Annotated in this window: 13 protein-coding genes; 6 read left to right on the top strand and 7 right to left on the bottom strand. The window is 71.9% G+C overall.

Translation table 11 applies throughout. From position 1 onward, the window contains the following. Positions 1 to 11 precede the first annotated feature (11 nt). Complete coding sequence (locus NUV38_RS08730; protein ID WP_082480278.1) at positions 12 to 188, top strand: DUF3073 domain-containing protein; 177 nt, start codon at positions 12 to 14, stop codon at positions 186 to 188. A gap of 405 nt (positions 189 to 593) precedes the next feature. Here the strand turns inward: NUV38_RS08730 and NUV38_RS08725 are convergent, their stop codons facing one another. Further along, positions 594 to 2,654 (bottom strand): MMPL family transporter, encoded by a 2,061-nt coding sequence (locus tag NUV38_RS08725; RefSeq protein WP_257728754.1) that lies wholly within the window; start codon positions 2,652 to 2,654, stop codon positions 594 to 596. A 23-nt stretch (positions 2,655 to 2,677) separates the two neighbouring features. Here NUV38_RS08725 and NUV38_RS08720 point away from each other — a divergent pair, with 23 nt between their 5' ends. Further along, positions 2,678 to 3,163 carry a MarR family winged helix-turn-helix transcriptional regulator gene (locus tag NUV38_RS08720; protein WP_257728753.1) on the top strand — a complete coding sequence of 162 codons (486 nt, stop codon included), beginning with the start codon at positions 2,678 to 2,680 and terminating at the stop codon, positions 3,161 to 3,163. Positions 3,164 to 3,179: 16 nt separating this feature from the next. On the opposite strand, the gene NUV38_RS08715 is transcribed toward NUV38_RS08720, so the two are convergent. After that, on the bottom strand, positions 3,180 to 4,271 hold the full coding sequence (locus NUV38_RS08715; protein ID WP_257728752.1) for a Glu/Leu/Phe/Val dehydrogenase dimerization domain-containing protein: 1,092 nt from the start codon (positions 4,269 to 4,271) through the stop codon (positions 3,180 to 3,182). Positions 4,272 to 4,426: 155 nt separating this feature from the next. Here NUV38_RS08715 and NUV38_RS08710 point away from each other — a divergent pair, with 155 nt between their 5' ends. Beyond that, the gene (locus NUV38_RS08710) at positions 4,427 to 5,944 is read left to right on the top strand and encodes a DASS family sodium-coupled anion symporter (protein WP_257728751.1); all 1,518 of its coding nucleotides are present in this window, start codon (positions 4,427 to 4,429) and stop codon (positions 5,942 to 5,944) included. A 5-nt stretch (positions 5,945 to 5,949) separates the two neighbouring features. Here NUV38_RS08710 and NUV38_RS08705 read toward each other — a convergent pair whose 3' ends face one another. Further along, positions 5,950 to 6,774 carry an SDR family NAD(P)-dependent oxidoreductase gene (locus NUV38_RS08705; RefSeq protein ID WP_257728750.1) on the bottom strand — a complete coding sequence of 275 codons (825 nt, stop codon included), beginning with the start codon at positions 6,772 to 6,774 and terminating at the stop codon, positions 5,950 to 5,952. Next, entirely contained in the window at positions 6,771 to 7,400 is a 630-nt protein-coding gene (locus NUV38_RS08700) for a TetR/AcrR family transcriptional regulator (RefSeq protein WP_257728749.1), read from the bottom strand. Before NUV38_RS08700 ends, NUV38_RS08705 begins: the two co-directional genes overlap by 4 nt. 64 nt (positions 7,401 to 7,464) lie before the next feature. On the opposite strand from NUV38_RS08700, the gene NUV38_RS08695 reads away from it, so the two are divergent. Continuing rightward, on the top strand, positions 7,465 to 8,391 hold the full coding sequence (locus NUV38_RS08695) for a sterol desaturase family protein (RefSeq protein ID WP_257728748.1): 927 nt from the start codon (positions 7,465 to 7,467) through the stop codon (positions 8,389 to 8,391). 43 nt (positions 8,392 to 8,434) lie between these two features. Beyond that, positions 8,435 to 9,034: an endonuclease gene (locus NUV38_RS08690; protein ID WP_257728747.1), complete on the top strand. Its 600-nt coding sequence runs from the start codon at positions 8,435 to 8,437 to the stop codon at positions 9,032 to 9,034. Between the two features lie 30 nt (positions 9,035 to 9,064). Here the strand turns inward: NUV38_RS08690 and NUV38_RS08685 are convergent, their stop codons facing one another. Beyond that, complete coding sequence (locus NUV38_RS08685; RefSeq protein ID WP_257728746.1) at positions 9,065 to 9,838, bottom strand: SDR family oxidoreductase; 774 nt, start codon at positions 9,836 to 9,838, stop codon at positions 9,065 to 9,067. A 60-nt stretch (positions 9,839 to 9,898) separates the two neighbouring features. On the opposite strand from NUV38_RS08685, the gene NUV38_RS08680 reads away from it, so the two are divergent. After that, a complete protein-coding gene (locus tag NUV38_RS08680) occupies positions 9,899 to 10,690 on the top strand; it encodes an SGNH/GDSL hydrolase family protein (protein ID WP_257728745.1) in 792 nt (263 codons plus the stop codon). A gap of 39 nt (positions 10,691 to 10,729) precedes the next feature. Here the strand turns inward: NUV38_RS08680 and NUV38_RS08675 are convergent, their stop codons facing one another. Further along, a complete protein-coding gene (locus NUV38_RS08675; protein ID WP_257728744.1) occupies positions 10,730 to 11,563 on the bottom strand; it encodes an SDR family oxidoreductase in 834 nt (277 codons plus the stop codon). Next, positions 11,542 to 12,894 (bottom strand): cytochrome P450, encoded by a 1,353-nt coding sequence (locus NUV38_RS08670; RefSeq protein ID WP_257728743.1) that lies wholly within the window; start codon positions 12,892 to 12,894, stop codon positions 11,542 to 11,544. Before NUV38_RS08670 ends, NUV38_RS08675 begins: the two co-directional genes overlap by 22 nt. Positions 12,895 to 12,962 lie beyond the last annotated feature (68 nt).

The raw sequence follows: 12,962 nt of genomic DNA, 5'->3' as shown, positions 1-12,962 counted from the left end.
GGGTCGGACCCATGGGGCGCGGCCGTGCAAAGGCAAAGCAGACCAAGGTCGCACGCGACCTGAAGTACCGGACCTTCGATCCGGACTTCGACGATCTGCAACAGGAACTCCACCACGACTCCGGTGACCCGATCCCGGACCAGTACGCCGATCTCGCGCAGAAGTACGGGGACGAAGCCGCCAGCTGACGCGGTTCGGCCGTGGCTCCTCCGCGGCCGTCGTCATGAGGTGTGCGTGGGCTGACGTCTGCTCGCGAGGGCGGGTCCGGCGGTGCATTTCGTCGTCGGCGTGCTCTGCGGCTGCGCTGCCTCGGCTCTGCGTCGACCTGCGCTCCGAGAGGGGCCCCGACCGGCGGTGGGGTTGCGCGCTCGGTCCGGGTTCTCGGGCCACCGGTACGCAGGATGATGCTCTCGGGTCGTCCTGACCACCCGACTGCCTCATCGTGCGTCGGTCGTGGCGGTCGGAGGTAGGTGGCGCGCGTTGTTCGCAGGGCGGAGGTAGGTGGCGCGCGGACACGGAGCTCTATTCCGCGGTTCACCTACCTCTGACGCGCCGATTCCGCGCGCCACCTACCTCTCACCGGCCCCGCAGGGTCAGGCCGGGCGCGACAGCCGGCTCGGCCACCAGAAGCGGCGGCCGCACCAGGCGACCAGGGCCGGGGTGACCAGACCGCGCACCACCACGGTGTCGAGCAGGACGCCGAAGCCGACCAGCACGCCCAGCTGGGCGAGAAGCACGAGCGGCAGCACGCCGAGCACCGCGAACACCGCGGCCAGCAGGATGCCGGCACTCGTGATCACGCCGCCGGTGACGGCCAGGGCGGTGACGATCGACCCGGTCGCGTCCCCGGTCCGACGCATCTCCTCCCGTGCGCGCGCGGTGAGGAAGATGTTGTAGTCCACGCCGAGCGCGACGAGGAAGACGAACGCCAGCAACGGGGTGCCCACGTCCATCGCCGACCAGCCGAGCACGTGGTCGAACACGAGCCACCCCACGCCGAGGGCGGACAAGTAGGACAGCACCGTCGTCGACGCCAGCAGCAGCGCCGCGACCGCCGAGCGCAGCAGCAGGAGCAGCATGCCGAGCACGACGGCCAGCACGACCGGGATGATGACGCCGCGGTCACGGGCCGCGGTGTCGGCCTCGTCGAGGGCCTCGGCGTCCTGGCCGCCGACCAGGGCGTCGGGGTCGACGTCCTGCACGGCGGTGCGCAGCTGCTCCACCGTCCGCAGGGCCGCGTCGCTGGACGGCTCGTCGCTCAGCACGACGCTGACCTCGGCGATCCCGTCGCCCTCGCGGCCCACCTCGGCCGAGCGGACGTCGGGCACGTCGCCCGCGGCACGGGCCACCTGCTCCGCCCGCTCGGGCGTGGTCACGATGCTCGTCGGCGCCGACGAGCCGGCCGGGAAGGCCGACGACAGCGTCTCCTGCGCGGTGATCGACTCCGGGGTGTCGAGGAACTGCTCGTCCTGGCCGAGGCCGGTGCGCAGCCCGAGCGTGCCGAGGGCCATCAGCACCAGCACCACGAGACCGCTGACGGTCACGACGACGGGTCGACGGGTCACGGCGGTGCCGACCCGACGCCACAGGCCCCGCTCGGACGGGTCGGGATCGCCCACGCGCGGCACGAACGGCCAGAACAGCCAGCGCCCGGGGAGCGTCATGGCGGCGGGCAGGACGACCAGGGCGAAGAAGACGGCCACGACGATGCCCGCGGCACCGGACAGGCCGATGCGGCTGACGAACGGCGCGTCGGCCAGCAGCAGCGCCAGCAGGCCGATCACGACCGTGCCGGAGCTCGACAGGATCGCCGGTGCGGCCGCGCCGACCGCCTGGCGCATGGCCTCGCGGCGGTCCTCGTGGCGGCGCAGCTCCTCGCGGTAGCGCGCGATGAGCAGGAGTGCGTAGTTGGTGCCGGCGCCGAACACGAGCACCGACGTGATGCCGGTGGTCGAGCCGTCGATCGGGATGTCGGTCAGGCCCGAGATGGCCTCGACGACCTTCGCGGCCACGCGGTCGCCGAGCCCGATGACGATCAGCGGGACGAGCCAGAGCCACGGGCTGCGGTACGTGACGATGAGCAGCAGGGCCACCACGATGGCGGTCGCGGCGAGCAGGCGGAAGTCGGCGCCCTCGAAGACGGCGCCGAGATCGGCCTGGACGGCCGGGGCGCCCGTCACCTCCGCGGTCAGGCCGTCGGGCAGGGCCTCGCGCACGTCGGCCCGCAGGTCCTCGATCCGTTCGGAGTTCTCGTTCGTGCCGACGTCTCCGGGCAGGGGGACGGTGAGCAGGGCGACGGTGCCGTCCTGCGACGGGACGGGTCCGGCGACCTCGCTGTCGAAGGACGACCCCAGGTCCTGCGAGAGCCGACCCAGCGCGGCCAGCTGCGTGCGGTCGATGCGCTCGCCGCCGTGGGAGACCACGACGATCGCGGGAGCGTCCTGGCCGCCGGGCAGGTCGGCGAGCCGGTCGCGCGCGATCGCGGACTCGGCGCTGTCGGGCAGGTTCACGGAGGCGTCGGTGCTCTCCGTGGGCCCGGGGGCCAGAATGAGAACGGCTGCCGAGAGCACGAGGCCGAGCAGCAGCACGACGACGGACCGCCTCGGACCGACGAGTCGGGCGAGGGGGAAGGTTCGATGATCGAAAGTTTCCACGATGGAAGGATAGGATGGGCCGCATGAGTGCGCAACACGGACCCCCCGAGGGTGATCGGGCCGACGTCGTGCGCCAGCTCCGCGACCTGTCCGAGCGGTCCACGCGCTACGCCGAGCGCGCCGGAGCCGCCCACGGCCTGCACCGCTCGGACCTCACGGCGCTGTCGGTGCTGGCTCGGGCGCACGAGGACGGGCGGGCGCCGCTGACCCCCGGCGTGCTCGCCCGCGCCCTCGCGCTGAGTCCGTCGGCGACGACCACGCTGCTCGACCGCCTGGAGCGGTCCGGCCACGTGGAGCGTTCCCACGACGAGGTCGACCGCCGTCGGGTCAGCCTGGCGATGACCAGGTCCGCCGGCGAGGCCGCGCGGGCGATGTTCGGACCCATGGCCGCGTCGATGGACGCGGCCATGGACCAGTTCGACGACGAGGAGCTCGCCGTCGTGCGCCGGTTCCTGGCCGCGATGATCGACGTCATCGACGCCCAGGAACCGCGCGCGCAGGACCCCTGATCGACCGGGCCGAGGGTCAGCGCGGCAGGTGGATCTGGCCGAGGCGGCCCACGTCGCGCATGCGCTGCTCAGCCTGCCGGTCCGCCGCCTCGGCGGTCGTGATGTTCTCGGAGGCGGCCCGGTCGAGCACGGCGAGGGTCGTGTCGAAGATGCCCGTGGCGCGGGCCTTCGCGCGCTCGAAGCTGAACCCCTGCGGGTCGAGCTCGTCGGCCACCTGGATGACGCCGCCGGCGTTCACGCAGTAGTCGGGGGCGTAGACGACGCCCTTCTCGGTCAGCAGCTTGGCGGTGCCGTCGTGGGCGAGCTGGTTGTTGGCGCCGCCGCAGACCACCCGGGCCGACAGGACCTCGACGACGTCGTCGGACAGGGCCCGCCCGAGCGCGCACGGCGCGTAGACGTCGAGCGGCTCGGCCACGAGGGCCTCGGTGGAGGCGACGACGCGCACCTGCGGGAAGCGCTCGGTGAGCCGCTCGACGGCGGCGGTGTCCACGTCGGTGACGACGACGGAGGCGTCCTCGGCGACGAGGTGCTCCACGAGGTGCTTGCCGACCTTGCCGACGCCGGCCACGCCCACGGTCCGACCGGCGAGGGAGGGGCTGCCCCACGCGTGCTGGGCGCTGGCGCGCATGCCCTGGTAGACGCCGAAGGCGGTGAGCACGGAGGAGTCCCCGGCGCCGCCGTGCTCGACGGTGCGACCGGTGACGTAGGAGGTCTCGCGGGCGATGACGTCCATGTCGGGGCTGAAGGTGCCCACGTCGCACGCGGTGTAGTAGCGACCGTTGAGCGACTCGACCATGCGGCCGTAGGCGCGCAGCAGGGCCTCGGTCTTCTGGGTGCGCGGGTCGCCGATGATGACGGCCTTGCCGCCGCCGAGGTCGAGCCCGGCGAGCGCGTTCTTGTAGGCCATGCCCTGGCTCAGTGCGAGCACGTCGGCGAGGGCGTCGGCCTCGCTCGCGTAGGGGTGGAAACGGGTGCCGCCCAGCCCCGGTCCGAGGGCGGTCGAGTGCAGGCCGATGATGGCCCGCAGTCCGCTGGCCTCGTCGTGGCAGAACACGACCTGCTCGTGCGGGTGGCTGAAGACGTCGGCGGTCGTGGGCAGAGTGGTCACGAAGTGCTCCTGGTGTGCTGGGCCCCGGTGTGGGTGGACGAGGCGCTGGACGGGCCCGCAGGGGTGGTGGGGCCTCGCGACGATGCTACGCCGCGCGGGCGTGGCGTGGCGACTTCTCCTATGGTGTAGGTCACATCCGGACCGGAGGGGGCACGATGTCGCAGACCGAACCCGAGACCGAGCAGGCCGAGGGCCTGAGGGTGGAGCCGGAGTCGCGCAGCTCGGCACGACGCAAGCGGATCGGGCTGGTGCTCGGCCCGGTGGCCGCCGTGGCGATCTACGCCGTCCTGCCCGACGACCTCGAGCGGGCCGGGGCGCTGACGGCGGGCGTGGCCGTGCTGATGGCCGTGTGGTGGATGACCGAGGCGATCCCGATCCCGGCCACGGCGCTCGTCCCGCTCGTGGTGTTCCCTGTCCTCGGCGAGGTCACGGTGGACGAGGTCGGCGCCTCGTACGGCAACAACATCATCTTCCTGTTCATGGGCGGGTTCATGCTGGCGCTCGCCATGCAGCGCTGGAACCTGCACCGCCGGGTCGCGCTCGTCACGGTGCGGGCGATGGGGACCAAGCCCTCGATGATCATCGCCGGCTTCATGCTCGCGACCGGGTTCATCAGCATGTGGGTCTCGAACACGGCGACCGCGGTCATGATGCTCCCCATCGGGCTCTCCGTCCTCATGCTCGTCGGTCGCCTCGACGGCGTCGTCGAGGAGGACGGCGACGGACCGGTGACCTCGAACTTCGGCACGGCGCTGATGCTCGGCATCGCGTACGCCGCGTCGATCGGATCGCTCGCGACCATCATCGGAACGCCGCCGAACACCCTGCTGGTCGGCTACATGGCCGACACCCACGACGTGCAGATCGGCTTCGGTGAGTGGATGCTGCTCGGTCTCCCGCTCGCGGCCGTGCTGCTCGTCGTGTGCTGGTGGATCCTGACCCGCTGGGTCTTCCCGCCAGAGATGGACGACCTGCCCGGCGGGCGCGAGCTGCTCGACACCGAGGTCGAGAAGCTGGGACCCATGACGCGTCCCGAGCTGATGGTGCTGGGCGTGTTCGTGCTGGCCGCGGCGAGCTGGGTCGGCTTCCCGTTGATCCAGGACGAGCCGGCCATCTCCGACGCGGGGATCGCCGTGGCGGTCGCGGTCCTGCTGTTCCTGCTGCCGTCCGGCACGGGCCGGGGTGTGCGCCTGCTCGACTGGGACAGTGGGGTGAAGCTTCCCTGGGGCGTCCTGCTGCTCTTCGGCGGCGGACTCGCGCTGAGCGCGCAGTTCGGGTCGAGCGGCCTCACCGAGTGGATCGGCGAGAAGGCGGAGGCGTTCGGCGGGATCCCGGTGGTGCTCGTCGTGGTGCTGGTGGCCGCCGGCGTGCTGATGCTGACCGAGCTGACCAGCAACACCGCCACGGCAGCGACCTTCCTGCCGCTCGCCGGCGCCCTGGCGCTCGGACTGGGCCTCGACCCGCTGCTCCTGGCCATCCCCGTGGCCCTGGCCGCGTCCTGCGCGTTCATGCTGCCCGTGGCGACGCCGCCGAACGCGATCGCCTTCGGGTCGGGGCACGTCACCGTCGGCCAGATGATGCGTGGCGGGGTCTGGGTGAACCTGGCCGCCCTGGTGCTCATCACGCTGGCCACCACGACGTTGGCGGTGTGGGTCTTCGACCTGGCGCTGTAACGGTGTCAGTCGCGGGTGCGGCGTGCGAGGCGCTTGTCCATCCGGCGGATGCTCGGGGTGATCACCTTGGTGAGCGCTCCGGGCAGCACGGACATGCCGGCCTCGGTGACGGCGCCGCCGAGGCTGGTGACCCTCGTGGGCCGCTCGGTGGCGGCCTTGACCAGCCAGCGCGCGGCCTTGTCGGGGGTCATCATCGGCATGGCGGCGTAGATGCTCGTGGCGCCGGACATCTCCGTGCGCACCATCGGGAAGTAGACGACGGTGGTGGTCACTCCCTCGTGGCCGTGCTCGGCGAGCAGGGACCGCGCGAACGACTCGAGGGCGGCCTTGCTGCCGAGGTAGGCGGAGAAGAGCGGGATCGGCAGCTGGGACGACATGGTCGAGGAGAACACGACGTGGCCGCGTGACCCGTCGATGCGGTCCTGCTCGAGGAAGCGGGGCAGCAGGGCCAGCGTGAGCCGCACCGCGCCGAGGTAGTTGATCGCCACGGTGCGCTCGTAGTCGTGCAGGCGGTCGGTGGAGTCGCGGATCGAGCGCCGGATGGATCGGGCGGCGTTGTTGACGAGCACGTCGATGCGCGGGTGGTCGGCCAGCAGCTGCTCGACGACCCGGGCGGTGTCGGCGTCGTCGGTGAGGTCGACGGGGTAGGTGCGAGCGGTGCCGCCGGCCTCTCGCACGCGGGCCGCGACGGCGTCGAGCTCGTCGGCGCGACGAGCCAGCAGGCACACGGTCCAGCCGCGCTCGGCCAGCTGCACCGCCGCCTCAGCGCCGATGCCGCTCGAGGAGCCGGTGACCACCGCGACCTTGGACCGTCGGGCCCGCGGACTCATCGCGTGGCCCCGGCGGACGCGTCGACGAACAGGGCGCCGATGAGCCGGCCCACGCGGTCGACCATGTCGGCGGCCGTCTGCTCGGGGTGGTCGACCCACCAGTCCATGAGGGAGTCGACGATGCCGAGCCAGGTGGCGGTCATGGCCGACACGTCGAGCTCGTCGGTGACGCCCCCCAGGGCGAGCAGCTCGCTCACGCCCTCGTGGGCCAGCTTGTCGAGACGTTCGGTGTGCGCGCTGACCACGCCCAGGACCTCGCTCGCGGTCGGTGCGGTCCGGTCGTGCAGGAGTCGCCAGACGTGACGGCGGTCCTCCAGCACGGCGAACATCCCTGCGAGCGTGCGTACGCCACGCTCGATGCCCACGACGTCCTCGCGGGCGATGCGCTCGATCTCGTCGCCCAGGAGGGTGCCGGCGCGGTCGAGGCACGCGGCGTAGAGGCCCTCCTTGGAGCCGAAGTAGTTGTAGACGAGCGGCTTGGAGATCCCTGCGGCGCGCGCGACGTCGGCGATGTTGGTCGCCGCGAAGCCGTCGGTCCCGAACGCCACGGAGGCGACGTCGAGGATCTGCTCCTCGCGCTCGGCGCGGGGGACCCCCTTGGTGCCGGCGTTGGGTCGGACGGCCATGCCCGAACTCTAGCCGACGAGTATGAACGCGTGGTAACTTACCCAGAAGTCATATAACCGGGCGGTGACGCCCGACATCGACGTCGACGTCGGAGGACGCATGGACGACCTGCTGGACCCGCTCAAGAACCCGGTGACCTACGCCGCGCCGTTCTTCGTGCTCACGATCCTCATCGAGTTCGCGGCCCTGAAGTGGCTCGACCACGACGACAACACGACCGGCTACGCCCTCAAGGACGCCCGCACGTCGATCTCCATGGGCGTCCTCTCGTTGGTCTTCCTCACGGCGTTCAAGGTCGTGACGTTCTTCGGCTTCGTGGCCGTGTACGCCTACGTCGCGCCGTTCCAGCTGCCCACGGACACGTGGTGGTACTGGGTCCTGGTGATCCTGGGCGTGGACCTCGGCTACTACTGGCACCACCGGTTCAGCCACCGGGTCCGCATCGCATGGGCCGGCCACCAGGCCCACCACTCCAGCGAGTTCATGAACTTCGGCACCGCGTTGCGGCAGAAGTGGAACCCCTGGTTCGAGTTCTTCTTCTGGCTGCCGCTGCCGCTGCTCGGCTTCGCGCCGTGGACGCTCTACGTGGCGTTCGGCTTCAACCTGATCTACCAGTTCTACGTGCACACCGAGCTGGTCACGAAGCTGCCGAGGCCCGTCGAGTACGTGTTCAACACGCCGTCGCACCACCGGGTGCACCACGGCAGCGACCCCGAGTACCTCGACAAGAACTACGGCGGCATCCTCATCGTGTGGGACCGGCTGTTCGGCTCGTTCACCGAGGAGCGGCAGCGTCCCACCTACGGACTCACCAAGAAGGTCGAGACCTACAACCTGCTGAAGCTGCAGTACGGCGACTACGTCGAGATCGTGCGCGACGTGCGCTCGGCCCACCGGTTCCGCGACAAGCTCGGCTACCTGTTCGGCCCGCCCGGCTGGACGCCCGCCGACCACTCCGCACCCGAGCAGACGGTCCTGCCCCGGCGCTGAGCCGCAGGATGCGACCTCCGTGCGGCCTGCCTAGCGTGGAGGGATGGACCTCGCGACGCTGCTCGACCGGCACGGGACCACCTACGCCGAGGAGGCGGGCGTCACGCTGAGGGACCGTCCGTCCCCGCTCTGGCAGCTGTTGGTGCTGTCGCTCCTGCTGTCGGCACGCATCGATGCCAGGATCGCCACGGCGTCGGCACGCGAGCTCTTCCGCGCCGGGTGGAGGACTCCGCAGCGCATGCGCGACAGCACCTGGCAGCAGCGCGTGGACGCCCTGGGGCGCGGCGGCTACCGCCGGTACGACGAGCGCACCGCGACGCAGCTCGCCGAGGCGGCGGACCTCGTCACGGACCGCTGGCGCGGGGACCTTCGACGTCTGCGGGACGCGGCGGACGGCGACGTCGATGCGATGGCGTCGTCGTTGCGGGAGGTGAAGGGCATCGGACCTGCGGGGGCGTCGATCTTCCTGCGCGAGGTCCAGGGCGTGTGGCCGAGCGTCGCTCCCTACGTCGACGACCTCGCGGCGCGCGGTGCCGAGCGCGCGGGCCTGCCGCACACCGGTCCGGGACTTGCGCGCCACGTGGGGTCGGAGGACCTGCCGCGGCTGGTCGCGGCGTGCGTGCGCGTGGCGCTGGAGCGCTGAGTCCTGGAGTTCCCAGTCCTGGAGCGCAGGTCAGAGACCGCGCGACAGGCCGCCGTCGACCGGCAGCATGACGCCGGTCAGGTAGCTCGACGCGGGCGAGAGTAGGAAGGCGGCAGCGCGGCCGAACTCCTCGGGCCGGCCGTAGCGACGCAGGGGGATGCCGGCGGAGGCGCGCTCGCGCGAGCCCTCCGCGTCGCCGGACAGCGCGTCGAGCTCCTGCACCCGCTCGGTGTCGACCCGGCCGGGCAGCAGGGCGTTGACCCGCACGTCACGTGGACCCAGCTCGTCGGAGAGGTCCTTCGCGGCCATGGCCAGCCCGGGGCGGAGGCCGTTGGAGATGCCCAGACCGGTGACGGGCATCTTGGCCGACGTCGACAGCACGAGCGCGATGGAGCCGCCGTGGCCTGGCTCGATCGCCTCGGCGACGGTGGTCGCGATGCGCAGGCCGCCGAGGAAGACGCTCTCGAAGGCGCCGCGCCACTCCTCGTCGGTCCGTCCCAGCACGGTGCCCGGAGGCGGACCGCCCACGCTCACCAGGGCGCCGTGCACCGCACCGAAGTGGTCCTGCGCGACGGCGACCAGCGCGGTGGCGGTGTCCTCGTGGGCGTTGTCGGCGGCGACGCCGACCGCTCCGCCGGGACCGGCCGAGCCCAGCTCCCGCACGGCGGCGTCGACCGACTGCTGCGAGCGGGAGGAGAGCACGACGTTCGCGCCCTCGGCCACGAGCACCTCCGCCGTGGCGCGACCCAGTCCGCGGGTTCCACCGGTGACGACGTACGTCCTGCCTGCCAGTCCGAGGTCCATGCCGCCAGCCTACGGCGGGCTCCGGTGACCGGCGTCGGACGCGCCACCTAGCCTGTCCGGATGAGCTTCCAGAGGTACGTGGCCCTCGGCGACTCCTTCACCGAGGGGGTCGGCGACCCCGACCCGACCCGCCCCAACGGTGTGCGCGGGTGGGCCGACCGGGTGGCCGAGGTGCTCGGCCGCCGTGCTGTCGACGGGGGGAGCGACGAGTTCGGCTACGTGAACCTCGCGATCCGCGGCCGCAAGCTGGCCGCCGTGCTCGACCAGCAGCTGGAACCCGCCGTGGCGGCCCGACCCGACCTCGTCTCGCTGTACGCGGGTGGCAACGACATCATGCGCCCGAAGGTCGACATCGACGCGCTCGTGTCGCGCTACGACGACGCGGTAGGGACGCTGACGCGCACGGGGGCGACGGTGGTGCTGTTCACCGCGTTCGACCCCGCAGGCTTTCCCATCTTCTCCGCCGGGCGCGGCCGCTTCGCGATCTACAACGAGCTGGTGCGCGAGGTGGCCGACCGGCACGGGACGCGGCTCGTCGACTTCTGGCGGATGCGCGAGTACCGCGACTCGCGGATGTGGGACGTCGATCGGCTGCACATGTCGTCAGCCGGTCACCAGCGGATGGCCATCGCGGTGCTCGACGAGCTGGGCGTCGCCCACGACCTCGAGCCGCTCGCCCTCGTGGACCCGCCGGTGCGGACGCCGCGGCAGGCCCGGGCCGACCACCTCGACTGGGCGCGCACGCACGCCGCGCCGTGGGTGAAGAGACGCCTCACGGGCACCTCCTCGGGCGACACCCTGTCGGCGCGCTACCCCGACCCCTCGCTTCTCGGAGCACCGTCGTCCGAGTGACGGCAGGCCTCGGGCGATGACGGACCGGGACGCGGTGACTCAGGAGTGGGCGGCGCGCTGCTCGTACGCGTCGCGGGCCTCCTCGTCGGCGTCGGCCAGCACGCCGTCGGTGCCGAGGGCCCGGCCCAGTGCGTCCTTCGCTCGTCGTGGGAGCAGGTTGGCGCCGTAGTAGATCGCCTTGGCGTGCCGCGGCACCCAGGTCTCGAAGCGCGGCTTCTGCGCCACCGCCACCACGGTGTCGGCGACCTCCTCGGGGCGGCACGGGCGCATGCCACGCGTCGCCTGGATGCCGGAGCCCAGTTCCGTAGCGACCACGGTGGGCAGGATCGCCGAGACGTCGACGCCCTGGGGTGCGAGCTCGGTGCGCATCGCCTCGGTGAAGCCGACGACCGCGTACTTGCTCGCGCTGTAGGTGGCGCCGTGCGGCAGGGCGATGCGGCCGACGCCGGACGCCACGTTGACCACGTGACCGCGACCTCGCGCGATCATCCCGGGCACGACGAGCTTGGTGCCGGTGATGACGCCGCGCAGGTTCACGTCGAGGATCCGGTCGGTGGCGTCGTCGGTCTCGTCCACGAGCGGCGAGATCGGCATGATGCCCGCGTTGTTGACGAGCACGTCCACCGGCCCGACCTCGGCCTCGGCGAAGGCGACGAACGCGGCGAAGGACGCGCGGTCGCTCACGTCGAGGCGATGGCCGACGGCGCCGCGACCGACGGAGCGCGCCGCCTTGTCGACCAGGTCGTCGTCGAGGTCGCCCAGGACCACGTGGGCCCCGGCCGCGGCGAACCGCTCGGCGGTGGCCAGGCCGATGCCGCGTGCGGCGCCGGTGACGAGGACGGTGCTGCCGGTCAGCTGGTGCGTGCGTGCCATGTCGCTCCTTGGGGGAGGGGTGAGAGGTGGACGGGCTGTCCGTCCTTCGGGAACGGGAGGGAGAGGTAGCTCAGCGGAGCCCGGTAGTCGGGCTCGACGCTCCAGCGGTGGTGCCGCAGCAGGTGCACGAGGATCGAGCTCACCTCGGCGCCGGCGAAGAACAGGCCGAGGCACTTGTGCACCCCGCCGCCGAACGGGTCCCACGCGTGCCGGTGGGCCTTGTCCTCGCGGCGGTGCTCGGCGAAGCGCTCGGGGTCGAAGCGCTCCGGGTCCGGCCACAGCTCGGGCAGGTGGTGCGACAGGTGCATCATCACGACGACGAGCCGGTCGGCCGGGATGCGTCGGCCGAGCACCTCGGTCTCCTTCACGGTGCGGCGGGCGACCACGGGGACGGGTGGGACCAGTCGCAGCGCCTCCTTCATCACCAGGGGGATGTCGACGAGCGTGTCGAGGTCGTCGAGGGTCGGGTGCTCCGGGAGGGCCATCGCCTCGGCTCGGCAGCGCTCCTGCCACTCGGGGTGCTGGCCGAGCAGCTGGACCATGGTCGAGCTCGTGATCGTGGACGTGTCGTGCGCGGCCATGAGCAGGAAGATCATGTGGTTGACGACGTCGTCGTCGCTGAACGTGCTGCCGTCCTCGTCGCGCAGGCGGCACAGCACCGAGAACAGGTCGGTGCCGTCACCGTCGCGGCGGCCGGGCAGGTGGCGGGCGAAGAAGTCCTCGAGCAGCCGACGTCCGCGCAACGCCCGGCCCCAGCGGGTGAACGGCACGTCCAGGCGTACGAGGGCGGTCGCGGCCTGGACGCAGTCGATGAAGGCGGCGTTGACGCGGTCGAGCTCGCCGGGGTCGGTCGGCTCCACGCCGCCCATGAACACCTCGGTGGCGACGTCGAGGGTGAGCGACTTGAGCGCCGGGTAGACCTGGACGTCGGGCCCGGGCTCCCAGGCGGCGATCGTCCGGCGGACCGGCTCCTGGAGGGCGGCGGTGTAGCCGGCGAGGTGGTCGCGCGTGAAGGCGGCCTGCATGATCCGTCGGTGGCGGTGGTGCTCCTCGAAGTCGAGCAGCATGAGCCCGCGGTCGAAGAACGGCCCGACCAGCCGCCCCCATCCCGGTCCGCTGGCGAACGCCTTGTCGGCGTTGCGAAACGCTGCCTCGCAGGCGTCGGGGCCGAGCAGCACGGTCCACCGGTCGCCGATGAAGTCCATCTCGCTGACGGGCCCGTAGCGGTCGTGCTGGTCGCGCATCATCGCGAGCGGGTCGCGCACGTAGCGCAGCGTCTGCCCGACCCACGGGAGCCCGCGTCGGTAGGGGGCGTCCACCGGCTGCGTCATGGGACCTCCAAGGTGACCTGCATCACGGGTCATCATGATTCAGGAAGGGCGTCCTGTCAATATCGACG

The organism is Aeromicrobium sp. 50.2.37 (assembly GCF_024655735.1).
Lineage (GTDB): Bacteria > Actinomycetota > Actinomycetes > Propionibacteriales > Nocardioidaceae > Aeromicrobium.
Note: the sequence above shows the minus strand (reverse complement) of the source record. Positions and strands in the feature narration are given on the sequence as shown.